Raw genomic sequence first — 22,497 nt, 5'->3', positions numbered from 1 at the left:
CCCTCATGAAAGCATTCCTGATCGATCGCTACAAGAAAGGCGGCGCCCTCAGGCTCGGCCAGAGCCCTGAACCGCAGCTGCGCGAGAATGACGTCATGGTCGAGATCCATGCCGCCAGCGTGAACCCGCTGGATGCCAAGATCCGGGACGGAGAGTTCAAGCTTATCCTGCCTTACCGGCTTCCCTTGGTGCTCGGCAATGATGTCGCTGGTGTCGTGGTCCGGGTCGGCGCCAATGTCCGGCAATTCAAACCCGGTGACGAAGTCTATGCGCGTCCTGACCAGGATCGCATTGGCACGTTCGCCGAGTATATCGCCATCGACGCTGCCGATGTTGCGCTGAAGCCCGCCAATCTCACCATGGAAGAGGCCGCATCCGTTCCGCTTGTGGCGCTGACCGCATGGCAGGCGCTGGTCGAGCGCGCCAAGCTGCAGAAGGGGCAAAGGGTGCTGATCCATGCGGGCTCCGGCGGCGTCGGCACCATCGCGATCCAGCTTGCCAAACATCTCGGCGCCCAGGTGGCGACGACAGCGAGCACGGCAAATATCGATCTGGTGAAAAGCCTCGGCGCCGACGTGGTGGTCGATTACAAGAAGGACGACTTCGAGAAGGTTCTGAAGGGTTATGACGTCGTGCTGAACAGCCTCGGCAAGGAGACGCTGGAGAAATCGCTCGCCGTCCTGAAGCCCGGCGGCAAGCTGATCTCGATATCAGGTCCGCCCGATCCCGATTTCGCCAGGGAAAACGGTTTCGGCTGGCTGCTGCGGCAGGTCACGCGCTTCTTGAGTTTTGGCATCAGGCGAAAATCGAAGCGCTGGGGGATCGACTATTCCTTCCTCTTCATGACGGCAAACGGCGCGCAGCTCGGCAAGATCGCCGCGCTGATCGAGGCAGGCGCCATCCGCCCCGTCATCGATCGGGCCTTCCCGTTCGAGAAGACCAACGAGGCGCTGGACTACGTGGAGACAGGCCGCGTCAAGGGCAAGGTCGTCATCGCGGTGAAGTGAGGTCTGGACGTCCGATGAGCCCCGGCCTAGCCGACCGGCTTTTGCAGGACGTCGAAGCGTGGATTGGTTTCGGAAAAGATCGGCAGGGCGGCGGCGCCGAGGATTGCCGTATCCTTGCCGGTCATGCCGATCATCACCCGAGGTACCGCCCGCTTCCGGTCGGGATCGATCGGGACGTGCAGCGGCTCCAGCCGTTCGGCGAGCCGGCGCATCAGCGATGTCGATATGCTGCCGCCGAGCACGATGGTCTGCGGATCGAAGGCCAGCTCGAGGAAATCGAGGGTCTGCCGTAGCGGCTGGATGGCCTGGTCGAGCCAGGCGTCGAGACCTTCGCCGCCCTTGGCGATCAGCGCATCGAACTCGTCAGACGACAGCTCCTCGGCATTGGCAATGCCCATGTATTCGTAAGCGACGGCCGGCGAGATATAACGATCCAGACAGCCGCGCTTGCCGCAGCTGCAGAGCTTGCCATGCGGTTCGACGATGATATGCCCGATCTCGCCGGCATTATTGCGGCTGCCCTTGTAGAGGTGACCATCCAGGAACATTCCGGCGCCGATGCCGCCCCCGCCCGCGAGAAACAGGTAGACGAAGCTGCCCAGACCGCGGGCGACGCCATGAAGACGCTCGCCGATCGCTGCTGCCGTCGCATCGTTCTCGACCAGCACCGGCACCTTTACCCGCTGTTCCAGCTCATGCCCGACAGGAAAACCCTGCCAGCCGGGCAGGTTCAGCGGGCTGAGAGAGGTCGTGCCGCCATCGGCATATCGGCCGGGCAGCGCCATCCCGACGCCGAGCAGGCGGTTCCGGTCGAATGCGAAGGCTTGCTGAAGATCCTCGACGATGGCTTGGAGAGCCGGCATCGCCCTTTGCGGATCGGGATGTTCGACATGGCGCTCGATCCGCGCGCAAACGGCGCCGGAGAGATCGGTCAGGACCCCACTTGCGCGCTGGCGGCCAAGTTCGAGGCCGATCGAATAGGCGCCGCGCGGATTGATCGAGTAGGGGATGATCGGCTGGCCGCGCGCCAGCTTCTGCGCCTCGGACGGAACGAGAAGATGTGACCTCTCCAGTTCCTCGACGATGTTAGACACGGTCTGGGCGGTCAGCGCCGTCATCCGAGCGATCGCCGCCCGCGACAAGGGACCGTTCGTGCGGACAGCCTCGATCACCACACGCCGGTTGTGAGACTTGGCCTGCTCGAGATTCGTGCCGGAGATCGCCTTCATGTCGCCTTCAAAGGAAATGGTGCGTCACCCTTGTCACAAGACGAACACCGATGAAAGCAACATTCTTCGTCAGGTCCTCTTTGCCGTTGGCGCCGGCTAACGGGCTCTGCCTCTATGCAGGAGGCCGATGATCGTTATCCCCGCCAATCCGGTGACGGCGCTCAGGATCGCGGTTCCCGAATAGCCTGTCACATAGGTGCCGGCGGCAAAGACCAGTGCGCCGATCCCGGCGCTGGCAAAGATATTGACGGAGATCAGGGCGCTGCCGAGTCCCGGTCGGTCGGCGATGAGATCCTGCAGATAGGTGATCGGAATGCTGATGATCGCCGACGCCCCGATGCCTGCGAGCAAGGTGAGCGCATAGAGGTGCCACGGCTCGGAGGCGAAGCCGAGAAGGCTGAGGAACACGGCATAGATGATGGTACCGGCGGCAAGCGCCGTCATCTGGCCGGCCTTCCGCGCGATCCGCGACCAGACGATGATGAAGACGACTTCCAGCAATGCGACGATGCCGACAAGGATGCCGACGTCGCTCAGCCTGCCATGCGCAGCGCCAGTGGCGATCAATGGCAGCAGGGCGTCATTGAGATGCAGCGTGCTGGTGATCAGCGCCACTCCGCAAATATGCGCCGAGATCCGTGGCGAAACCACCTGGCGAAGCGCGCCGAGATAGCTGAGATGATGAACTGCTGCCATCTCCGTTCCCGCCCGCTTCGGCAGGGCGAAGACGATGATGCCTTGGCAGAGCAGACATGAAATGCTGGCAAAGAGGTAGGCCGGCAGCATGCTCGATGCGCCAGACAGCAGCAGGCCGGTTATCCCTGGGATCAGCACCCAGGACAGCGAGATCATGGCGCGCACGCCGGAGTTGGCCGTCACCATGTCGCTTCGGTTCATGCCGTGCATCGCCGCCCGTGCATTGGCAAACAGCAGCGAGTTCAGCGCCCCGTAGATCGGCAGGGGCAGCAACCCGCTGATGACGAATATGGCCGCTGTGGGAAAAGCGTAGACCATGCCGTACCCGAAAATGCCGAACAGGCAGGCGCCGATCATCGTCGACCGGTATTCGCCAAGCCGATCGGCGAGATTGCCGAGCAGAATGCTGATGACGACGTTCACCGCCGCCGAGACGAAACTCAGGAAGGAATAGAGGCCGTCGCTCAAGCCCAATTCTCGGATACCCACGACCGAACGGTAGGGTGCGGTCATTGCCCCCGCCATTCCGAAGGTGAAAATAGCGATCATGCTGGCGCGGATCGCCGGATTACGGAAGACGTCGGGGAAAAGGCGGCTCATGCGGTCATCTGAATGTCAGTAATGTTCCGATTGCGAGAAGGTCCGCGCGAGTTCGGCCTGGCCAGCCGTGAGGCCGCAATCGACAGGCAGGCAGACGCCGGTGATGGCTGCAGCCTGGGGACCGGCAAGGAAGCCTACGGCATTCGCAACATCTCTCGGATCGACGACGCGCTGCAGCGGATACCAGCGGCGCGCTTCCTCGAAAACATTTGGATTGGCGGCCGCGCGTGCTTCCCAGGCCTGCGTCTTCACCGTGCCGGGTGCAACGGCGTTGGACCGAATGCCGAACCTACCGTATTCGACGGCGACCAGCCGGGTGAAATGCAAAAGTCCTGCCTTGGCGGCGCTATAGGCCGGGTGTCCGAAGACATGCATGCCGTTGACCGAGGCGATATTGACGACAGAACCCTTCGCAACGGTCAGCATGGGCTCGAACGCGCGGAAGCATAAGAATGCCGCCTCGAGATTAAGCGCATTGTCCGCCCGCCAGATCTCGGGCGTCGTGTCGTGCAGGCTGGTCGCGCGGGCGGCACCTGCATTGTTGACCAGGGTTCGAACTACGCCGACGTCGGCGGCGCGTCTTGCCAATTCGGCAATGCTCGTCTCGCTGGTTACATCGCATTGGACGGCGACGAAGCGATTATCCGGTCCGAGCTTCAATGCCACGGCAGCCGCAGCCGCGGTATCTATGTCGGCGAGCAACACGACGTCGTGGTCATCGGCGAGCCGTGCGGCGATCGCCGCGCCGATATCGCCTGCAGCACCGGTAACGATGGCAATCGACTGCGTCATTTTCTGTCGCTCCCGTTCATGAACCTCAATCTCCAAGCAATTGCCGGTCGTCGCCGTCGCGGTGAATGACGAGCTGTTGCTTGATGCGCCGAAGCGTGGTCGTCGCCTTCGGCTGAACGGCATAGGCGACCAGGCTCGAAAGGATATCGATCGTCGCGATGTAGGCGATGCGCGTCGAGGTCGGGCGATAGATATTGTGGCCCTCGGGAAGATCGATCGGCACGACGATTTCGGCGGCCTTGGCAACCGGGCTGGCCGTCTGGGTCAGCGCGATCGTCTTCACCTTGGTCTGACGGGCAAGCTCGAAGGCCCGCACCAGCTCCATATTACGCCCGGAGAAGGACGAGCCGATCAGCACGTCGCCCGGCCTTGCCGCGGCAGCCATCATCAGCTGCATGCTGTGGTCGGAACTTGCCGTGATGCGAAGCCCGAGACGGAAGAGCCGGTTCTGGAGCTCGTCGGCAATCATCGACGAATTGCCGCCCGACCCGAACGCATAGATCATATCGGCTTTGGCGATATGCGAAACAGCGGCTTCGATCGCGGCCAGATCGAGCGATCGATGCAGCAGAAAGAGCGCGTTCTGCGCCTTGGTGATGATATCCTGGGCGACATCGGCCGGATCGGTGCTTTTCGATTCCGGCTTCAGATACCGCACGCCGATATGGGCGGTCCGGGCAAGCTGCACCTTGAAGTCGGAAAAGCTCTCGCAACCGAGCCGCCGGCAAAAGCGCGTGACGGTCGGCGGCGATACCTCGGCCCGTTCCGCCAGCTCGATGATCGAGGCATTCACGGCAAACTCGAAGTCGTTGACGATGATCTCCGCGATGCGGCTCTCGGAGGGAGAGAGCCGGCCCTTGTCTTCCTGCAGCGTTGAAAAGATATCCAAGCCCGTCCCCCCGATAGTTCTATGTCTAATCCTTCTTCTTATAGGCCACGCAGTCGATCTCAACCTTGCAATCAACCATCATCGACGATTGCACACAGGCGCGTGCCGGCGGATGTTCGCCGAAATACTCCTGATAGATGTTATTGAAGGTCCAGAAATCGCGCGGATCATCGAGCCAGACGCCGACGCGCACGACGTCCTCGACGCCGTATCCGGCTTCATCGAGGATCGAAAGGACGTTGGCAATCGTCTTGTGGGTCTGGGCGATGATATTGCCGTCGATGATTTCGCCATCTTCCATCGCAACCTGCCCGGAAACATATAGCCATCCGTCGGCTTCGACCGCACGTGCGAAAGGCAGCGCCTTGCCGCCGGCGCCCGTTTGAACAGTGCCATAGCGCTTGATCGGCATGCTGAAGTCCTTGCAAATTATTTTCTTGATAAGTTGACAAGTGACCATAGAAAGCAGAATTTGACCAGTGAAAAACGCGATTTATGAAAAGAATTTCAATCCAGGGCAAACATGCGCGATCCTTTCAAGAATCCATTCCCGTCCGACAGCGCCCGATATTCTATCTGGGAGATGCTCGTTCCGCGCGATATCGATGCCTTTCTGGCCGCCGATTGGTCGATGGTCGAGCATGACTTCGTGGAAGAGGGCTTCATCGGCATCGATGGCCGCAAGGAAGTCAGCCCCGACAAGTGGCGTCTCGCATTTCCGACACTGTCTGCCTATCGCGAGGAATGGCTGAGGCAGGCGAAGGATTTCGCCGGCCAGAGCTTCGCAGAGGATGCTCGCACGGCGATCTTCACCACGACGACGCTGGAAGATATCGAAATCGAAGGCGACATGGCGCTTGTCCGCAAGAAATTCGACGGCGGCATTTCCAAGCCTGACGGTACCCGAGACGTCATGCAATGGCAGACGCTCTATTATTGCAGGCTTCACCAAGGACGCTGGAAAATCTCAGGTTTCACCGGCTACCTGCCGAACCCGATGGGTTGACGCGGGGCCGACAACACGAAGGCCACTTTCTTGCGCATTTTCACGGCAGCATTGGCGACGGAGACCAACACCTTTTCCCCGATCTGCGTGGATCGTCGCGCATTCGAAGCCTCTCTTTACGCCCCGCCCGGCCAGCATCCCGAAACACCAACGCTCTGCACCGCGCCGATCACCGTCGGAAGGCGCGTCACCCGAGAAAAGGGGTGGGAACTGATCGAAGGAACCGCCACCTGGGCCGACCCCGCAGGCCTCGTCAACCGGGCGACCTACGAGGAATTGCGTGACGAAATCCTCGGCCAACTCCGTGCGGCAATGCCTGTCGACGCCGTCGTCATGGGCCTGCACGGCGCCATGGTGGCCGCCGGATACGAGGATACCGAAGGCGATCTGCTGTCGCGCATCCGCGAGATCGTCGGGCCTGATGTCCTCATCTGCGCCGAACTCGATCCGCACAGCCATCTCACCGCAAAACGTGTCGCCGCTCTCGATTTCGCCGTCTATTTCAAAGAGTTTCCGCATACGGACTTCGTCGACCGCGCCGAGGATCTCTGGCGCATCGCGGTCGAAACCCTCGACGGCCGGGTCAAGCCTGATATGTCGGTGTTCGACTGCAAGATGATCGACGTCTTCCCGACATCACGCGAACCGATGCGGTCCTTCGTCGACAAGATCATGCAGATCGAGAAGGATGATCCGGACGTCCTGTCGATCTCGGTGATCCACGGCTTCATGGTGGGCGACGTTCCCGAAATGGGAACGAAGCTGCTGGTGGTAACTGATGACAAGCCGGAAAAAGGCGCGGCTTTGGCGCGCGAACTCGGCCTTGAGCTGTTTTCGAAGCGCGGCACCTTCATGGTCCCGCAGATCGACGAGAAGGAAGCCGTCGCGCGTGCGACGGCCGCCACCGCATGGCCTGTCGTCATCGCCGACATCTGGGACAATCCGGGTGGCGGCACGGCAGGGGATGCGACTGTTATCCTCGAGGAGCTGATCGCCCGCGGCGTCACGAGTGCCGCGATCGGCACCATCTGGGATCCGGTGGCCGTCCAGATCTGTTTTGCGGCAGGCGAGGGGGCAGAAATTCCACTGCGCTTCGGCGCCAAGTCGGCGCCCGGCACCGGCAACCCTGTCGACGGCACCGTCAAGATCGTCAAGCTGGTGAAGAATGCCGAGATGCAGTTCGGCGAGAGCCTCGCACCTTTCGGCGATGCCGCCCATATCGTGCTCGACGGCATCGACATCATCCTCAATTCGACACGCGCTCAAAGCTTCGATCCGAGCCTTTTTTCGGCGATGGGCATCGACCCCGCCACGCAGAAGATCCTGGTGATCAAATCCACCAACCACTTCTTCGCGTCCTTCTCGAAGATCGCGGCCGAGATCCTTTACTGCTCCGCCGGAACGCCCTATCCCAATAATCCGGCGACGACGCCGTACCGGCGGGCGCCGAAGACCATATGGCCGATCGTCGCCGATCCACACGGGCCAGAACGCGGAGCCGCCTAGATGCATGACAACAGGTTTGCCGTCATCGCCAAGGCAGGCGACAGGATCGCCGATCTCTCGACGCCGCGTCCTGTGATCGACGAAGACAGGCTGGCTGCAAACATAGACCGCGTTCAATCCTACATGGATCAGCACGGGCTGAACTTCCGCCCACATATCAAGACGCACAAGATCCCGGCTCTCGCCGTCGCGCAGGTTGCCGCGGGCGCCAAGGGCATCAATTGCCAGAAGGTGACGGAAGCCGAAGTCTTTGCCGAAGCCGGCTTCGAGGACATCCTCATCACCTTTAACATCCTGGGACCGCAGAAGCTCGAGCGCCTGGCCAGGTTGAACGAGAGAATTTCGGCCCTCAAGGTCGTCGCCGACAGCGAAGTGACGGTCGACGGGCTCGCGGCGCATTTCTCCGGCCACAAGCCGCTGAACGTGCTGGTCGAATGCGATACCGGCGGCGGCCGCTGCGGCGTGCAGACACCGGGGGAGGCGGCATCGCTCGCCAAGCGCATCGCCGCTGCCGACGGCCTCACCTTCGGCGGCATCGTGACCTATCCGAAGCCGCAATCGGCCGCCGCCGTCGAAGCCTTCATCGCTGAGGCGCTGAAACAACTGAAAACGGAAGGCATAAGCTGCCCGATCGTCAGCAATGGCGGAACGCCAAGCCTCTTCGAGGCGCATCTCGTCACCTCAGCCACGGAACACCGCGCCGGCACCTATATCTATAATGATCGCCAGATGGTGCGCATGGGCCATTGCACCGAGGATGATTGCGCCATGCACGTGCTGGCGACCGTCGTGTCGCGGCCAAATGCCGACCGCGCCGTCATCGATGCCGGGTCGAAGGCGCTGACATCAGATCTTCAGGGTTTCAGCGATTACGGGCTGATCGTCGGTTATCCTGAGGCGCGGATCAGCAGCCTCTCGGAAGAACACGGCGTGATCGACCTGTCGAATTGCACCGGCCCCCGGCCGCAGATCGGCGAGAGGCTCTTCATCATCCCGAACCACACCTGCGTGGTTTCCAACCTGTTCGATACGATGGTCTTCCATCGGGGTGGCATCGTCACTCGCGTCGAGGAAGTCGCAGCCCGCGGTCTCGTCTGGTAGCCTTCGCGACCGCCGGAGCGGACCTCAGTTCTGCAAGGCCCAGTCCGCTATCTGCCAGCGCATCTGCCCACGGTCGGCGACGACACGACCGAGCCCTGGGAAGGGCATGTGCGTGGCGGCGATGAGGGCGCCTTCCGAAGCGGCGCGAGGGAAAAACCGGTCGCGCATCGCTTTGGCTGCTGCAGGATCCTGCTCGAACAGGAAGAACACATCGGTCGCCCCCGGATGCACGACCGGAAAGATCATATCCGAAACCATGATGAGGCTCTGCCCGGCATCTTCGACCCGCACACCGATGTGGCCGGGTGTATGGCCGGTCAGGTCGACGATTGAGACGCCCCGCACAATTTCTCGCTCTCCGTCGATCGCCTGAAGTCTCGGGTAGAGACGCACGACCTCCTCCGCCATCTTGAAGCTGGTTTGCAGATAATCGGGCGCGCCGTTGCGCTTGGCCGGATCAGTCCAATGGGTGACGTCGCGGCGATCTATATAAAGTTCGGCCTTGGGATAGTTGTTCTTGCCGCCGAGAATCAGACCACCCATGTGATCCTGATGCATGTGCGTCACGATCACGGCGTCGATCTGGTCGCGCTGCAGGCCTAGCGCGGCGAGCGCCTGCGGCAACTGCCCGGTTTGCCCGATCGAGCCCGCTGTACCGGCATCGATCAGGATGCGACGTTCACCATCCTCAACGAGGTACTGGTTAAAGAGCAATCGTACCCCACTCGGCCGGGCGGTGAACTGCGCGACTGCCGCCTGTTCGACCTCCGCCGCGGTACGCCCTGGAAAATAGTCATAGGGCATATCGGCATACCCGTCCGTCAGCGCCGTCACGGTAAAGCGACCGATGCGGATCTGCGCGAGCGGCGTAACGCTGACCGGCGCTTTGGCGGCCTCCTGCGTCGCAGCAAGCGCAGAAGCGCCTTCAATCATTCCGCCGAAGAGGCTTCCCCCGAGGAGACCGAGAGGCAGAGCGCTTGCAAAGGCACGACGCGAAAGCTGAGGCATGACGTCCTTCCTGATGATTGGCAATATGGGGAGCCTGACAGCGCCCTCGAACGACGTGAAGCTATGACATCCACAAACAGTAGGGTATCCTGCCATTTCGGGAAGTTTACTCTCAGATTTCGGAAGGATTGGATGGATCGTTTTGACGCGATGTCGGTACTGCTGGCGGTGGTCGATGCCGGCAGTCTTTCTGCAGGGGCGCGGCGGCTCAATGCACCGCTCGCCACGGTCAGCCGCAAGGTCGCCGATCTCGAAAAGCACCTCGGGGTGCGCTTGGTGCTGCGCACCCGCCGCGGTCTCTCGCTGACAGAGGAGGGGCGCGCCTTCGTCGCCGCCTCACGTCGTATTCTTGAGGACCTGGACGCAGCGGAGCGGCAGGCCAGCGGCGATCATGGTGCGCTGCGTGGCGGGCTCCATGTGACCGCACCTATTGCTTTCGGCGAGCGCTATCTGCTGCCAATCGCGCTGGAATTCTTGAAGGAGCAACCCGACATCGACCTGCGCATGACGCTCGTTGATCGGCAAATAAATTTGGCAGATGAGCAGGTTGACGTGGCTCTGCGAATTGGTCACCTGACGGACAGTGCGCTGATCGCGACGCGCGTCGGCAGTGTCCGCCGGGTGATCTGCGCGAGCCCCGAATATCTAGCCCGCCGCGGCGTGCCGCGTCGGCCGGAAGACCTCCTACGACATGATGGCGTAAGCTTCCAGGGCTTTGCGACCGCACCGGAATGGCGGTACCGCCGGGATGGTCCGGCCTTCACCATCGAGCCGCGCTCCAAACTCGCAGTCAACACGACGGAGGCGGCCATTCAGGCTGCGCTGGCCGGTATCGGCATTATCCGCGTGCTGTCTTATCAGATTTCCGATCAACTGCGCTCCGGCGCTCTGCAGGAATTGTTGAACGAGTTCGCACCGGAACCTCTGCCTGTGAACGTTATGCACGGACCAGCCGATCCCCAGTCGCTGAAGGTGCGGTGCTTCCTCGACTGGATCGGGCCCCGCCTACGTGCGCGGATGGCCCAGTAGCGTAGCCGCAGGTGCGCATCCGTCGATGACGATCAGGCGCATCAGTCCGAATGCTTCAGGCCGCGGCTGGCCCTGTCGTCTTTCCAGAGAGAGCTGAGCTAGAGGCGCAATACAGCCATACTACCAAAGCCTGCGGCGGCCCCAGCCTTCCGGCCGGCGTTCCACGCTGGCCGGCTTGTTGCGGCGGGACACGTATTGAGGCGCTTGCGCTTCGTAGCGAGAAGGCTATACACTGAACTAGATGGTTCAGTATGTAACCCTTCCTCTCGATCTCTCGTTCGCGGCGCTGTCCGATGCGACCCGCCGCGGGATCATCGATCAGCTTGGGCGAGGGGACGCGTCGATCACCAGTCTCGCGGATAAGTTCCAGATGACGCTGACCGGCATGAAGAAGCACGTCCAGGTTCTCGAGCGCGCGGGGCTCGTCGTCACGCAGAAGGTCGGACGGGTGAGAACCTGCAAGCTTGGGAAACGCGGCCTCAAGGCGGAGGCCGAGTGGATCGAGGCGCATCGCAAGCTCTTCGAGGCCCGCTTCGAAGCATTGGACGAAATCATCAGCGAAATGAAACGGGAGGGAAGCGATGAATCAGCAAGTTGACAGTGAAGGTGGTGCGCAGAACCGCACGTCAGTCGAGCGCAAAGGGGATCGCGAACTCGTCGTAACGCGGACATTCAATGCGCCGCCGAGCACGGTCTACAGGGCGTGGAGCCAGCCCGAGCTGTTCCAGCGCTGGTGGGTGCCAAAATCGGCACCCGGCGTTTCGCTCGTATCGTGCGATATGGACGTCCGTACAGGCGGCAAATATCGGCTGGAATTCGGCGCCGGCGGTTCGGACACCATGGCCTTCTACGGCAGATATCTCGAGGTGGTGCCGAACGAGCGCATCGTCTGGACCAACGACGAGGGCGAAGAGGGCGCGATCACGACCGTGACGTTCGAGGACCAAGGCGGGAGGACACTACTGACTTTCCACGAGGTCTATCCGTCCAAGGAGGCGCTTGAGGAAGCACTGCAGGGCGGGGCGGCTGCATTGCCGGAGCAACTGGAACAGCTCGATGAATTGCTTTCCAGCATAGGGGAGTAGCGCGGGTCGGGTAACTCGCCTCGAGGGAACATCTGCTCTTGGGAAGTGACTCCACCGGCCTTTCCGGCCGGAGCGTTCAGTGCGCTGCTGTTCCGAGTGCTGCGGCTAGTACGTCGGCCAGGCCGCGCCCGGCGCTGCCGTCCTCATCAAGGCGCGGATTGTAGATATTGATCTCGATACCGACTGCCTTGCCGCTCGCCAAGGCAAGCCGAAGCGCGGTCCCTAGCTCGTCCCACGACAACCCGCCCGGCATGCGGAAATCGACAGCCGGCATGATGACGTCGTCGAGGCAATCGGCGTCGAGATGGATGAAGAAGCCGTCCAGTTCCTCTCGCGTCAGGTGGTCGACCGCTTCGCGCGCGGCGGCCTCGATGCCCACTCGGCGCACGGCGGGAAGGTCAATCGCCTTGAGCTCTTTGGGAAGCGGCTGGCTTCCGTACTCCTCCTGATCCTTATGATCGCGATATGCGAACGCGACGGCGTCTTCGGGACGGACCAAAGGACCGCGACCTTCGATGTCGGTCAGGAGCGACGGGCCGTGGCCGGTGACGAAGGCAAGATCCATCGAGGCGCCCTCACCATTGGGTTCCGCCTCGGGCTGGAAGAAATCGGCGTTGCCGTCGATGAAGAACAGGCCGTAGCGGCCGCGCCGTCGAAACGCGAGCATCGAGCCCATTAGGATCGTGCAATCGCCGCCGAGTACAACCGGAAATTCGCCCGCGTCAAGCACCGCTTCCACCGCGTCGGCAAGCTTGGGCGACCACGCCGCAATTGCCCTGGCATTCAGGGTGCCGGTCTCGGGATCGGGCGTAGGGTCCTTCGGAGGCACCGCCAGCCGCTCGACGCGGCGCGCATGGATGCGCTCCGCAAGACCGAGGCCCAAGAGCTGGTCGGGCAAGTGCTCCACACCGTCGGTCGCGAGGCCCAGAGTAGAGGGGGCTTCGAGAATTGCATAGGGAAGGGTCGGCATGCGCTCCTCCGTTAGCGAGTCATTTTGCGGAGTAGGTCACGGCCTCGATCTTGTGACCGTCCGGATCGCGGACGAACGCTCCATAATAGTTTGCATCATAGTTCGGCCGCAGCCCCGGAGCGCCATCGTCGCTGCCACCATATTTTAGTGCTGCTGCGTAAAATCGATTGACCATCGAACGGTCCTCGACGGCAAAGGCGATATGAGTGCCATTGCCCACGGTCGCTGGTTTTCCATCAATCGGAACCTGAACGCTGAAGTGAAACGTGCCGCTTCCGTAACCTAGTCCACCCTCGTCTTCGGCCATCGGCACAAGGCCGACGATGGGCAAAACGGCATCGTAGAAGCGCTTCGAACGCCCAACATCATTCGTCCCTACCGAAACATGGTGGATCACAACTACCTCCGCTCCAGCCTTGTCCCCCTAACGGCAGCTTCTGGTCATTGTTCCCTCAAAGCCGACTGTCGTTTGTCGGAACTAAAGCAGGTGGTGCGAACGATTGGCGGAGAGCGGACGGGCAGCTTACGGGATGACACCAATGAGAAGCGGCCGTTCCGGACCTTGAACAGGCATTCCAAGCGAATCTGGAACCGCTGAGCCAGCAGCAACCGGTATCGCTCCCACGCGATCCGGGTTACGATGCGCAGCTGAGAACGAGCACGGGCGCCTCGTCGGACCACCTACGTCAGGAGGGCAGTGTGAAATCGCCAACAGTGAGAGTTATGGCCACGGCCGAGGAAGATCTGGCGGTCGAAACGGTCATGCTGGCGTTTGCAGCGGATCCTATGGCGCGATGGACCTGGCCGCACGCACATCAGTATCTTGCGGCCATGCCGCGAATGATCCGGGCGTTTGGGAGCAACGCATTCTCTAACGGAAGCGCCTTTTGCACCGACGGCTACGCCGGGACGGCGCTGTGGTTATCGCCCGGGGTGCATTCCGACGAGGAAGGGCTTGGTGCGGTGCTCGAGAGCACGGTTGCGCGCGCTCTTGCCCCCGAAACCACGGCCATATTCGAGCAGATGGCCGCGTACCACCCAACGGAACCACATTGGTACCTGCCCCTGATCGGCGTCGACCCGGCGCATCAAGGCCAAGGTCACGGCGACGCCTTGATGGCCTACGCACTCGCACGGTGCGATCGCGATCACGCGCCAGCCTATTTAGAGTCCTCGAACCCGCGCAACATTCCGTTCTACCGACGCTACGGCTTTGAACCACTCGGCGCGATCCAGGCCGGTTCGTCGCCGACGCTCGTCCCGATGCTGCGGCGGCCGCGTTGAGCTTCAGTTCGATCAGATCGTTTGTGGCATACGGGCGGCGCCGAGAACACTGATTGCCCAATGAAAGTCCGCTTCGGGCCGGACTGCAGGAGATTTCCAAAGACGTTCGCGGAGTGAAAAACTCCCCGAATTCCTACCGGTGGACAGCCATAATTGCATAGGGTGTTATTGCCCCTAGCCGGAACCGACCTCTGTCAGGACGAACCTCGACACGGAGCCGGTCGGTTCAGGCAGCCGTCGGATTGATCACGTTCATATCGATTTCGGTCAGTTCAACCCGCCGCTCGAAGGCAATACCCGCCTCATCGAAGAGGTGGCAATCCGCGGCATTGATGCCGGTCGCAACCGGTGCATCCGCACGGATGCCGACGCTGCCCGGCAGCATGGCGCAGAAATTCTCGGACTCTCCGTTGAGCGAGGCGTAAGCGACCGTGTTTGCCCCGAGGCGCTCGATGACCGTCGGCGTCACCTTGAAGACGATATCGCCGCCGCCGAGCTGGATATGTTCCGGCCGGATGCCGAGCGTCAAAGCCTTGCCGGCCATGCCGTCACGCGGCGTCACGGGCAGAACGGCTGTCTGGCCTTGATAATCCACCTCGACGCCATTGGCGCTGACGCCCTTGCAGGTTACGGGAAGAAAATTCATTTTCGGATTGCCGATGAAGCCGGCGACAAACTGGTTTGCAGGCTTGTGATAAAGCTCCAGCGGTGCCCCCGTCTGGGAGATATCGCCGGAATCCAGCACGACGATACGATCCGCCATCGTCATCGCCTCGACCTGGTCGTGCGTCACATAGATCATCGTCGCCTTCAACTGCCTGTGCAGCTTGGCAAGCTCGATGCGCATGTCGGCGCGCAACGCCGCGTCGAGGTTGGAAAGCGGCTCGTCGAACAGAAAAATCTTCGGTTCGCGCACGATGGCGCGGCCGATCGCGACGCGCTGGCGCTGGCCGCCGGACAGCATGCCGGGTTTCTGCTGCAGCCGCTGTTCGAGGTGAAGGATGCGTGCGGCATTTTCCACCTTGGCCTTGAGCTTTTCCTCTTCCATCCGTTCGACGCGAAGCGGGAAGGCGATGTTTTCGAAGACGGTCATGTGGGGGTAGAGCGCGTAGGACTGAAACACCATGGCGATGCCGCGCTTGACCGGCGGCAGATCATTGACCCTGATACCATCGATGACGATGTCGCCCGCGCTCGTCGCGTCGAGACCGGCGATCATGCGCAGCAGGGTGGATTTGCCGCAGCCTGACGGGCCGACGAAGACGACGAACTCGCCGTTCTTTACCTCGAGCTGCACGCCCTTCAGAACTTCGTAGTCGCCATAGAATTTCTGAACTTTGTTGAGAAAGAGCTGTCCCAAAAATCTGTCTCCACCGGCGGCCTTCGTCGCACATTCGATCGGGGAGGGATCGCGGGCTGTTGCACCCGCGATCCCAAAGAGTCCAAAGCGGTTTACTTGAACGCTTCGATTTCGCCGGCAGCCTTCGTAAGTGCGGCTTCCGGCTCGGCCTTGCCCGTCACCACGGACTGGACCATCTCGATCATCGAGTTCTGGAAGCCCTTGTAGTCGGTGAAGAGCGGCTCGGGACCACCGTAGCTGATACCCTCGATGAGCGGCTTCCAGTAAGGATCCTTGGCGACGAATTCATCGACCTTGGCGGACGGGCGCAGCGGGGTGAGGCCGGCCCCGCCCTGCAGCTCGTATTCCGACTGCACATCGGGCGAGGTGATGAACTTGGCGAATTCCGTCGCCTTGTCCTCGACCCCCGAACCCTTGAAGATCGCCAGGCTGTCGGTGATCAGCAGCGTGCCGGGGCCCTTGGCGTCGGGGCCGAGCGGCAGCGTCGTGATGCCCCAGCTGATCTTCGTCGCCTTCAGGCGGTCGGCTGCGCCAGAGCCTGCCTGGATCATCGCGACCTTGCCGTCGAGGAAGATGGCGCGGACTTCGTTCTGCTCGTAGGCCGTCGGGCCTTCTTCGGAGTAGGGGACGATGTCCTTATAAGCCTTCAGCGCAGCGAGAATCTCAGGGCTGTCGAGCGTGACCTTGCCGTCGGCATCGATCACCTTACCGTTGTTGGTGTAAACCCAATGCATGAACTGGTGCATCGTGTTGTCGAAGGTCTTGGCAGGGAGACCATAGCCCGGGATCCCGGTCTTTTCCTTGATGGTCTTTGCCATCTCGATTTCTTCAGCCCAGGTCTTCGGCGGCTTCTCGGGATCGAGGCCGGCCTGCTTGAAAAGATCCTTGTTCCAATAGAGCGCCTTGGTGGAGAAGGCGATCGGAACACCCCACTGCGTGCCCTCGAAGGTCACCGTGTCGACGATGTTCGGATAATAGGTCTTCTTCTCGTCATCCGTCATCGGCACCGGAACGATCAGGTCGTTCTGGGCGAATTCCTTCAGCGTGCGCGAGCCGACATAGGCCATCGCGACCGGCGTGCCGGCGGCGGCGAGTGTCGTTGCCTTGTCCTGGCACTGCGCCCAGCCGACGACCTCGGGGGCGATCTTCCAGCCGGTGTTCTTTTCTTCCCACTGCTTGATATATTTGGTGTGGACCGGGTCGATCGTGTCGCCGCAATAGATCCAGCTGATTTCCTTGTCGGCCGCCTGGGCAGTGACTGCGGTCAATGCCGTCGAACCGAGCAAGGCGAGGGCCATCAGGCCTGTCTTGATGGTAATGCTCACGTCGTGACTCCCATTCTTGTGTTAGCTGTTCACTCGTTTTTTGGTCTTATTGTTTCACCGCACCGGCGGTCAGCCCGCCGACAAGGTAGCGCTGAAGGAAGAAGATGACGACCATCGCCGGCGCGATACCGACGAAGGAAGCCGCCATCAGTTCGTTCCAGATGACCTCCTGCTTGCCGAAGTAAGCAAAGAGCCCCACCGGCAAGGGCATGTATTCGGTCTTCGAGTTGAACGTCAGCGCGAAGATGAATTGCTGGGCGTAAGCGCCGATGAAGGTGGTGATGGCGACGACGATGATCCCCGGCATCGCAATGGGCAGGATGACCCGGCGCAGCGTGTAGAAATGGCTGGCGCCATCCATGTAGGCCGCTTCGTTGAGTTCCTGCGGAATACGGATCATGTAAGTACGCAGCAGCCAGATCGCCGAGGGGATCAGGAAGGCGACACCCGGCACGATCATGGCGAGATAGGTGTTGAGCACGCCCATGCTGCGCATCAGCCGGAAGAGCGGGATCAAAAGCACGGCGCCGGAGAACATGTTCACCGTCAGGAAGGCACCGAGCAGGATGCCCATGCCCCTGAATTCGAACTTCGCGAAGGCATAGGCCGCCGGAATGACGAGGCAGAGCACGATCAGCGTGACCACGGTCGAGATGAAAAACGAGTTGAAGATATAGCGCCCGAAGCCCGGCACGCTGATCCACATCGTCCGATAGGCTTCGAAGGAGCCGTTCTCCGGCCAGAAGCGATAGGGCGAGGAGAAGAGCTGGCTGAGCGGCTTCAGCGAAACCAGGAAACCTTCGACGAAGGGCGACAGCACGAAGAAAAGAAACAGCGCAATGCCGCAATAGATCAGGATGATTTCCCACCAGCGGTAACGGTCGATCATGGCTGCATTGCTCATGCGCGCTTCTCCGGATTGAGGCGGCGGGTGACGCGGAAATAGGCGAAGCAGAAGAGCGACAGGAAGATGCAGATCAAAACGGCGCGCGCTGCACCTTCACCGTATTTCTTCGAGCCGATCGCCGTCTGATAGGTATCGATGATCATCGTCGTCGTCTCGCCGCTCGGTCCGCCTTGCGTCAGGATCCAGATGATGTCGAACGAGTTGAAGGTTGCGATCAGCGACAGCATCGACATGGTGATGATCGCCGGCACCATCAGCGGCAGGGTGATGCGGCGGAAGCGATACCAGCGGCCGGCGCCGTCGGTCCAGGCGGCCTCGTAGAGATCCTTCGGAATGGATTGGATCGCCGCCAGAAAGTAGATCGTCACCAGCGGCACGCCGATCCACACGTCGGTGATGATCGTTGCCCAGAAGGCGGTGCTGCCATAGGCGAGGAAGGCGACAGGGCCGTCGACGAGACCGAAGCGCTGCAGCATGCCCGATATCATGCCGAACTGGCCATTATACATCCAGCCCCACATGAAGATGCCGATCGCCATCGGCACGATCCATGGCGGCATGGTCAAAAGCCGGAACAAGGAGCGGCCGGGTACGGCGGCATTCAGCATGCATGCGCCGAAGGTGCCGATCACCATTTTCAGGGCGACCGAGAAGAACGTCCAGATGAAGGTCCGGAAGATGACTTCGGCAAACCGTTCATTGAAGATCTTCTCGTAATTGATCCAGCCGACCCAATTGGTGGTCTTCCTAAGCGATGCATCGGTGAAGGAGAGAATGAACGTATCGACGAGCGGATAGGCGACGATCGCCAAGACATAGAGGACAGCCGGGAGAAGAAGGATCCAGGCGAAGATGACCGTGCTTTTTTGAACACTCATCTTGCCGCGCTCCTCAAGCCGCTCTTGCGTGAAGGGCTTCGTCGAAGCGGTCCCAGATGGGTCTGAGATCGACGACCGTTTTCTTCATCCTCGCTTCGTCCATTGCCAAGGCGAGAATGCCGGCTTCGAGCGCATTCAGCGTGGAAACAGGAAGTTCGAGCCCGGTGCGCACGCTTTCAAGCAGGTCGCTCGCCATCTGTTCATCGGCGCCGTAATGCTGGGAGAGCTCGGTGGCGGCATATTTGTTTTCAACGATCTTGTTGCCGGTCAGTTGCTCGTGAACGTCGAGATAGCCGCGAACGAAATCGCCTTCGGCCATGCCGCGCGACCCCATGATGGCAAAACGCCGGAACTGGTCGGGCACGTTGAGATTGGTGTGGAAGTTCATGCCGACGCCATTGGCATATTCGACGATCGCGACCTGATAGTCGATGATATCGGCATCGCTGTCGAAGACCTTGTCCGATCCCATCCATCCGCTCGGCTTGCGGTGGAAAAGCTCGAGGTCGTTGATGCCCTCGCGCGCCGGGTCGTTTGCCGGAATGAAGCTCTTGCGGCCGCCGAAACTTGCGACGCGCTCCGGACGTGCGCCGGCGACGCCATTGTACAGATCGAGGTCGTGGCAGCATTTCTCCAGCATGAAGCTGCCGGAATAGCGCTCATAGCGGCGCCAGTCGCGCATGAAAAAGGCGCCGTGATAAGGCTCGATATGTTCGGAGGCCTCGATCGACACGATCTGACCAAGCTTGCCCTCGGCCTGGATGGCGCGGAGATCCTTATAAAGAGGAGAATAGCGCAACACGAGACCGACCATCAGTCGCTCATGGCCGAATTTTGCCATCAGATGGGCAAGTTCGATGCTTTCGGCGATGGTCGTGACGATCGGCTTTTCGCAAAAGACCTTGAGACCGGCTTGAAGCCCGAGCCTGATATGGTCGAGATGCAGGTGATTGGGGGAGCCGATCATCAGCAGATCGAGTTTTTCGGAGGCGAGGAGCTCTTCCGGCGAACCATAGGCCTTGCCGACTGAAATTCCCTTTTCCGTCAATCCGGGAAGTCCGGCGGGTTCCGGATCCACATAGCCGACAATGTCGAAGCTGCTATCGATTGCCTTGAAAACATAGCCGAGATAGCCGAGCCGGAATCCTAGCCCGATGATTCCCACTTTCATGCCGATCAAGTTCCCATTTAGTAATTTATTTTCTTTAAGTTGGGACAAAAATCGGGAGGCGTCAATAGAAAACGGGCATCGAAGCACGAGCATGAAATTAATTTTCATAGATCGATAGCTGGCGACCGATTGCTTACAGCGACTGGCCGGACGCGGTTCGCCGATGGACGCAGCGCGTATGCTCCCGAAGCCAAGGCAGTCGTTCAGCGCCGGCTGCCCCAGCCGGCAAGCTCACGCGAAACTCTCGAAATGTTGAAAAGAGACGCGAGCTTACCTGTGTAGGATGGTGTGAGAACAAAAGAGGCAAGGAGGAGCCATCATGACGCGTATGACAGCCAAGGATTTCCCTCAGGAACTTCTCGAACTCTACGACTATTACGCCCACGGGAGAATTACCAAGCGTGAGTTTCTCGACCGAGCCGGCAAATTCGCCGTCGGCGGCGTGACGGCAGCCGCCATTCTTGCATCGCTGAGCCCTGACTATGCGCTGGCGACCCAGGTCGAGTTCACCGATCCCGATATATCAGCCGAATACATCACCTATCCGTCGCCAAAGGGAAATGGCGATGTCCGCGCCTATCTCGTCCGCCCCGCAAAAGCCGCCGGCAAAGTCGCGGCCGTGGTGGTCGTTCACGAAAACAGAGGTCTGAACCCCTATATCGAGGATGTGGCACGGCGCGTGGCAAAGGCGGGTTTCATCGCACTTGCGCCGGATGGCCTGACCTCGGTCGGCGGCTATCCTGGCAATGACGAAAAGGGGCGGGAACTCCAGCAGAAGGTCGACCCGGAAAAGCTGATGAACGACTTCTTCGCGGCGGTCGAATTTTTGATGCACAGCGATCTCACCACCGGCAAGGTCGGCATCACCGGTTTCTGCTATGGCGGCGGCGTCGCCAACGCTGCGGCGGTCGCTTATCCGGAGCTTGCCGCAGCCGTGCCCTTCTACGGCCGGCAGCCGCGCGCCGAAGACGTACCGAAGATCAAGGCGCCGCTGCTTCTCCATTATGCCGGGCTGGACAAGGGGATCAACGAAGGCTGGCCGGCCTATGAAGCTGCGCTGAAATCATCCGGAAAAACATTCGATGCCTACGTCTACCCTGACGTCAATCACGGCTTTCACAATGATTCCACGCCCCGCTACGACGAAGCGGCAGCCAAGCTCGCCTGGCAGCGAACGGTCGATTGGTTTACGAAATACCTCGCCTGAGAAGGCCGGACTTGAACGAGCCGCGGCGGGGAGCATTCCCCGCCGCCTATCCGTCCCCGCGGCTGTCAAGACGACTGATGGCCTGTGATCAGGCTCCAGAAGGGCCTGTCGCCGGACAGGTTTTCAAAATCGGCAAGCCCGCGAAGCTGCAGGAAAGAGGCGCCGGACACATTCCGATTTCCCCAGCGCAAGCAGTCCAGGAATTTGACTTCACGTTCATGAACGCTCATCGGCGCTTCGAGCGATCCCTTCGCGTGCAAGCGGGACTTGTTCAAAATGCGCCCGTCGCGCATCGTGACCGTGACGGTATGCGGGAGGCGCTCCACGCCTTTTTCCTCATCAGCCGAATAGGACTGCATTTCGATGCGCGGCATGAATTCCCGGATTTCCGCTCGCCCAATCTCCAGCCGTGTAAAGTCCGAAAGGCTAAGGGAGCCTTTGAGGAAAGCCGTCGCCAGGCAATATTGCATTGAGAAGCGTGCCTGCATCTCGTCGGTGGGATCGGGATAGGCGAGGTTGCGGGCAGCGGATATGCCGACCTTCGTCTCGATCCTGGCAATGTCGCCCGCCAAAAGTCCTTGCTCCTGCTTCAGATCCAGAAGCGCATCGATGGCGCGATGGGTCGAGGCACAGCAAGGATGGCGCTTGGTGACCACGCCCCGGCTTTCGATGATATGCTCCTCCTCGAATGTCAAGCCCGCCCAGCCCTTGGCATCATCGCCCCCGAAAAGATCGAGGAAGCCTTGCGGCCGCTCGAGGATATCCGGCCGCCCACTCATGCCCGCAAGCGCCATGCGGGCCGCGTCCACGGCATTGCGCGCGGCAATGCCGGCGTGAAGCGGTTTGGCGGTCGTGCCGAATTGCCCTTTCGGGCCGCAGGCGAAGCTCGTCGCGAGGCTCATCGCCGCGGTCAGGCTCTCTTCGTCGCCGCCGAGAAGCCGAGCCACGCCAGCCGCGGCCCCGATGCTGCCGACCGTCGCCGTTGCGTGCCAGCCCCTGTTGTAGTGAGACGGATTGACGCCGAAGCCGACCGCCGCTTGCGCTTCCAGCCCGGCCAGGTAGGCCTCGAGAAACCGTCTTCCGCTTGTCACCTTGCGGCGCGTCAGAACTGCCAGCAGCGCCGGCACCAGCACTGCGGAAGAATGCGCTCTCGCCGGATGGAAATTGTCATCGAAATCGAGCGCATGCGCCGCCGTTGCGTTGATGAGTGCGGCGAAAGAGGGCGAGGCGGAGCCGCCGGTCACGAGCCGCGCTTCGCCGCCCCCGGCGATTTCCCCGTCGAAGGCGCGGGTGAGCGCGGCAACACTTTCATCGCCACGGCCTGCAATCATACAGCCGATGGTGTCCACCGCAGCATCTCTTGCCCGGTCCATGGCGAGGTCTGAGAACGTCGTTCGCGACAGGACCTGTTCCGCGATCTTCCGGAGAATGGTGGCCATTGACGAAA

The 22,497-nt window shown here is 61.0% G+C and carries 23 protein-coding genes; 9 read left to right on the top strand and 14 right to left on the bottom strand.

The window, feature by feature from the left end; translation table 11 throughout:
• Window positions 1–5: 5 nt before the first annotated feature.
• Entirely contained in the window at window positions 6–1,007 is a 1,002-nt protein-coding gene (locus tag OIU37_RS27995; RefSeq protein ID WP_171604872.1) for an NADP-dependent oxidoreductase, read from the top strand.
• 26 nt (window positions 1,008–1,033) lie between these two features.
• On the opposite strand, the gene OIU37_RS27990 is transcribed toward OIU37_RS27995, so the two are convergent.
• The 5 genes from OIU37_RS27990 to OIU37_RS27970 form a co-directional block, all read right to left on the bottom strand.
• Window positions 1,034–2,236, bottom strand: coding sequence for an ROK family transcriptional regulator (locus tag OIU37_RS27990; RefSeq protein ID WP_264259310.1), 1,203 nt, complete (start codon window positions 2,234–2,236; stop codon window positions 1,034–1,036).
• Window positions 2,237–2,332: 96 nt separating this feature from the next.
• The gene (locus tag OIU37_RS27985) at window positions 2,333–3,532 is read right to left on the bottom strand and encodes an MFS transporter (protein WP_264259309.1); all 1,200 of its coding nucleotides are present in this window, start codon (window positions 3,530–3,532) and stop codon (window positions 2,333–2,335) included.
• A 15-nt stretch (window positions 3,533–3,547) separates the two neighbouring features.
• A complete protein-coding gene (locus OIU37_RS27980) occupies window positions 3,548–4,324 on the bottom strand; it encodes an SDR family oxidoreductase (RefSeq protein ID WP_264259308.1) in 777 nt (258 codons plus the stop codon).
• 25 nt (window positions 4,325–4,349) lie between these two features.
• Window positions 4,350–5,213, bottom strand: a complete 864-nt coding sequence (locus tag OIU37_RS27975) for a MurR/RpiR family transcriptional regulator (protein WP_113547747.1) — start codon at window positions 5,211–5,213, stop codon at window positions 4,350–4,352.
• Window positions 5,214–5,238: 25 nt separating this feature from the next.
• Window positions 5,239–5,625, bottom strand: coding sequence for a RidA family protein (locus OIU37_RS27970; protein ID WP_171604867.1), 387 nt, complete (start codon window positions 5,623–5,625; stop codon window positions 5,239–5,241).
• Between the two features lie 111 nt (window positions 5,626–5,736).
• On the opposite strand from OIU37_RS27970, the gene OIU37_RS27965 reads away from it, so the two are divergent.
• Genes OIU37_RS27965 through OIU37_RS27955 form a run of 3 tightly spaced genes read left to right on the top strand, consistent with a single transcriptional unit; the run spans window position 5,737 to window position 8,826 of the window.
• Window positions 5,737–6,219, top strand: a complete 483-nt coding sequence (locus OIU37_RS27965; RefSeq protein WP_180696767.1) for a hypothetical protein — start codon at window positions 5,737–5,739, stop codon at window positions 6,217–6,219.
• A gap of 30 nt (window positions 6,220–6,249) precedes the next feature.
• On the top strand, window positions 6,250–7,725 hold the full coding sequence (locus OIU37_RS27960) for a M81 family metallopeptidase (RefSeq protein ID WP_240605183.1): 1,476 nt from the start codon (window positions 6,250–6,252) through the stop codon (window positions 7,723–7,725).
• Window positions 7,726–8,826, top strand: a complete 1,101-nt coding sequence (locus OIU37_RS27955) for a D-TA family PLP-dependent enzyme (protein ID WP_264259307.1) — start codon at window positions 7,726–7,728, stop codon at window positions 8,824–8,826.
• Between the two features lie 24 nt (window positions 8,827–8,850).
• On the opposite strand, the gene OIU37_RS27950 is transcribed toward OIU37_RS27955, so the two are convergent.
• Entirely contained in the window at window positions 8,851–9,834 is a 984-nt protein-coding gene (locus tag OIU37_RS27950) for an MBL fold metallo-hydrolase (RefSeq protein ID WP_264259306.1), read from the bottom strand.
• A gap of 132 nt (window positions 9,835–9,966) precedes the next feature.
• On the opposite strand from OIU37_RS27950, the gene OIU37_RS27945 reads away from it, so the two are divergent.
• From OIU37_RS27945 to OIU37_RS27935, 3 genes are all read left to right on the top strand, one after another.
• On the top strand, window positions 9,967–10,863 hold the full coding sequence (locus OIU37_RS27945) for a LysR family transcriptional regulator (protein WP_264259305.1): 897 nt from the start codon (window positions 9,967–9,969) through the stop codon (window positions 10,861–10,863).
• Between the two features lie 241 nt (window positions 10,864–11,104).
• Window positions 11,105–11,461 (top strand): helix-turn-helix transcriptional regulator, encoded by a 357-nt coding sequence (locus OIU37_RS27940; RefSeq protein WP_171378296.1) that lies wholly within the window; start codon window positions 11,105–11,107, stop codon window positions 11,459–11,461.
• Window positions 11,445–11,948: an SRPBCC family protein gene (locus OIU37_RS27935; protein ID WP_264259304.1), complete on the top strand. Its 504-nt coding sequence runs from the start codon at window positions 11,445–11,447 to the stop codon at window positions 11,946–11,948. The genes OIU37_RS27940 and OIU37_RS27935 overlap by 17 nt, the downstream gene beginning before the upstream one ends.
• A 76-nt stretch (window positions 11,949–12,024) precedes the next feature.
• Here the strand turns inward: OIU37_RS27935 and OIU37_RS27930 are convergent, their stop codons facing one another.
• Both OIU37_RS27930 and OIU37_RS27925 read right to left on the bottom strand, forming a co-directional pair.
• Entirely contained in the window at window positions 12,025–12,918 is an 894-nt protein-coding gene (locus OIU37_RS27930; protein WP_264259303.1) for an arginase family protein, read from the bottom strand.
• 19 nt (window positions 12,919–12,937) lie between these two features.
• The gene (locus OIU37_RS27925; protein WP_264259302.1) at window positions 12,938–13,315 is read right to left on the bottom strand and encodes a VOC family protein; all 378 of its coding nucleotides are present in this window, start codon (window positions 13,313–13,315) and stop codon (window positions 12,938–12,940) included.
• 302 nt (window positions 13,316–13,617) lie between these two features.
• Here OIU37_RS27925 and OIU37_RS27920 point away from each other — a divergent pair, with 302 nt between their 5' ends.
• Window positions 13,618–14,202: an N-acetyltransferase gene (locus tag OIU37_RS27920; RefSeq protein WP_264259301.1), complete on the top strand. Its 585-nt coding sequence runs from the start codon at window positions 13,618–13,620 to the stop codon at window positions 14,200–14,202.
• Between the two features lie 226 nt (window positions 14,203–14,428).
• Here the strand turns inward: OIU37_RS27920 and OIU37_RS27915 are convergent, their stop codons facing one another.
• The 5 genes from OIU37_RS27915 to OIU37_RS27895 all read right to left on the bottom strand — a co-directional run bounded on the left by OIU37_RS27915 (window position 14,429) and on the right by OIU37_RS27895 (window position 19,843).
• Window positions 14,429–15,562 carry an ABC transporter ATP-binding protein gene (locus OIU37_RS27915; protein WP_240605190.1) on the bottom strand — a complete coding sequence of 378 codons (1,134 nt, stop codon included), beginning with the start codon at window positions 15,560–15,562 and terminating at the stop codon, window positions 14,429–14,431.
• A 92-nt stretch (window positions 15,563–15,654) separates the two neighbouring features.
• Window positions 15,655–16,860, bottom strand: a complete 1,206-nt coding sequence (locus tag OIU37_RS27910) for an ABC transporter substrate-binding protein (RefSeq protein ID WP_264259428.1) — start codon at window positions 16,858–16,860, stop codon at window positions 15,655–15,657.
• Window positions 16,861–16,933: 73 nt separating this feature from the next.
• On the bottom strand, window positions 16,934–17,791 hold the full coding sequence (locus tag OIU37_RS27905) for a carbohydrate ABC transporter permease (RefSeq protein WP_168313095.1): 858 nt from the start codon (window positions 17,789–17,791) through the stop codon (window positions 16,934–16,936).
• On the bottom strand, window positions 17,788–18,672 hold the full coding sequence (locus tag OIU37_RS27900; RefSeq protein ID WP_171604856.1) for a carbohydrate ABC transporter permease: 885 nt from the start codon (window positions 18,670–18,672) through the stop codon (window positions 17,788–17,790). The genes OIU37_RS27905 and OIU37_RS27900 overlap by 4 nt, the downstream gene beginning before the upstream one ends.
• A 13-nt stretch (window positions 18,673–18,685) precedes the next feature.
• Window positions 18,686–19,843 (bottom strand): Gfo/Idh/MocA family protein, encoded by a 1,158-nt coding sequence (locus tag OIU37_RS27895; RefSeq protein ID WP_168313093.1) that lies wholly within the window; start codon window positions 19,841–19,843, stop codon window positions 18,686–18,688.
• Between the two features lie 319 nt (window positions 19,844–20,162).
• On the opposite strand from OIU37_RS27895, the gene yghX reads away from it, so the two are divergent.
• Window positions 20,163–21,050, top strand: a complete 888-nt coding sequence (gene yghX, locus OIU37_RS27890; protein WP_264259300.1) for a YghX family hydrolase — start codon at window positions 20,163–20,165, stop codon at window positions 21,048–21,050.
• Between the two features lie 65 nt (window positions 21,051–21,115).
• Here the strand turns inward: yghX and OIU37_RS27885 are convergent, their stop codons facing one another.
• Window positions 21,116–22,489 carry an MmgE/PrpD family protein gene (locus OIU37_RS27885; protein ID WP_264259299.1) on the bottom strand — a complete coding sequence of 458 codons (1,374 nt, stop codon included), beginning with the start codon at window positions 22,487–22,489 and terminating at the stop codon, window positions 21,116–21,118.
• Between the last annotated feature and the right edge of the window lie 8 nt (window positions 22,490–22,497).

It is taken from the genome of Rhizobium sp. BT-226, assembly GCF_025847085.2.
Classification (GTDB): domain Bacteria; phylum Pseudomonadota; class Alphaproteobacteria; order Rhizobiales; family Rhizobiaceae; genus Rhizobium; species Rhizobium sophorae.
The sequence above is the reverse complement of the archived record's forward strand: the minus strand, read 5'-3'. Positions and strand labels throughout refer to the sequence as shown.

Bases quoted from the DNA above. Each gene is read 5' to 3' on its own strand.
- OIU37_RS27935 (WP_264259304.1), top strand. From the start codon at position 11,445: ATGAATCAGCAAGTTGACAGTGAAGGTGGTGCGCAGAACCGCACGTCA.
- OIU37_RS27910 (WP_264259428.1), bottom strand. From the start codon at position 16,860: ATGGCCCTCGCCTTGCTCGGTTCGACGGCATTGACCGCAGTCACTGCC.
- OIU37_RS27990 (WP_264259310.1), bottom strand. From the start codon at position 2,236: ATGAAGGCGATCTCCGGCACGAATCTCGAGCAGGCCAAGTCTCACAAC.
- OIU37_RS27950 (WP_264259306.1), bottom strand. From the start codon at position 9,834: ATGCCTCAGCTTTCGCGTCGTGCCTTTGCAAGCGCTCTGCCTCTCGGT.
- OIU37_RS27995 (WP_171604872.1), top strand. From the start codon at position 6: ATGAAAGCATTCCTGATCGATCGCTACAAGAAAGGCGGCGCCCTCAGG.
- OIU37_RS27985 (WP_264259309.1), bottom strand. From the start codon at position 3,532: ATGAGCCGCCTTTTCCCCGACGTCTTCCGTAATCCGGCGATCCGCGCC.
- OIU37_RS27905 (WP_168313095.1), bottom strand. From the start codon at position 17,791: ATGAGCAATGCAGCCATGATCGACCGTTACCGCTGGTGGGAAATCATC.
- OIU37_RS27895 (WP_168313093.1), bottom strand. From the start codon at position 19,843: ATGAAAGTGGGAATCATCGGGCTAGGATTCCGGCTCGGCTATCTCGGC.
- OIU37_RS27900 (WP_171604856.1), bottom strand. From the start codon at position 18,672: ATGAGTGTTCAAAAAAGCACGGTCATCTTCGCCTGGATCCTTCTTCTC.
- OIU37_RS27930 (WP_264259303.1), bottom strand. From the start codon at position 12,918: ATGCCGACCCTTCCCTATGCAATTCTCGAAGCCCCCTCTACTCTGGGC.
- OIU37_RS27980 (WP_264259308.1), bottom strand. From the start codon at position 4,324: ATGACGCAGTCGATTGCCATCGTTACCGGTGCTGCAGGCGATATCGGC.
- OIU37_RS27965 (WP_180696767.1), top strand. From the start codon at position 5,737: ATGCGCGATCCTTTCAAGAATCCATTCCCGTCCGACAGCGCCCGATAT.
- OIU37_RS27945 (WP_264259305.1), top strand. From the start codon at position 9,967: ATGGATCGTTTTGACGCGATGTCGGTACTGCTGGCGGTGGTCGATGCC.
- OIU37_RS27970 (WP_171604867.1), bottom strand. From the start codon at position 5,625: ATGCCGATCAAGCGCTATGGCACTGTTCAAACGGGCGCCGGCGGCAAG.
- OIU37_RS27885 (WP_264259299.1), bottom strand. From the start codon at position 22,489: ATGGCCACCATTCTCCGGAAGATCGCGGAACAGGTCCTGTCGCGAACG.
- yghX (WP_264259300.1), top strand. From the start codon at position 20,163: ATGACGCGTATGACAGCCAAGGATTTCCCTCAGGAACTTCTCGAACTC.
- OIU37_RS27940 (WP_171378296.1), top strand. From the start codon at position 11,105: ATGGTTCAGTATGTAACCCTTCCTCTCGATCTCTCGTTCGCGGCGCTG.
- OIU37_RS27955 (WP_264259307.1), top strand. From the start codon at position 7,726: ATGCATGACAACAGGTTTGCCGTCATCGCCAAGGCAGGCGACAGGATC.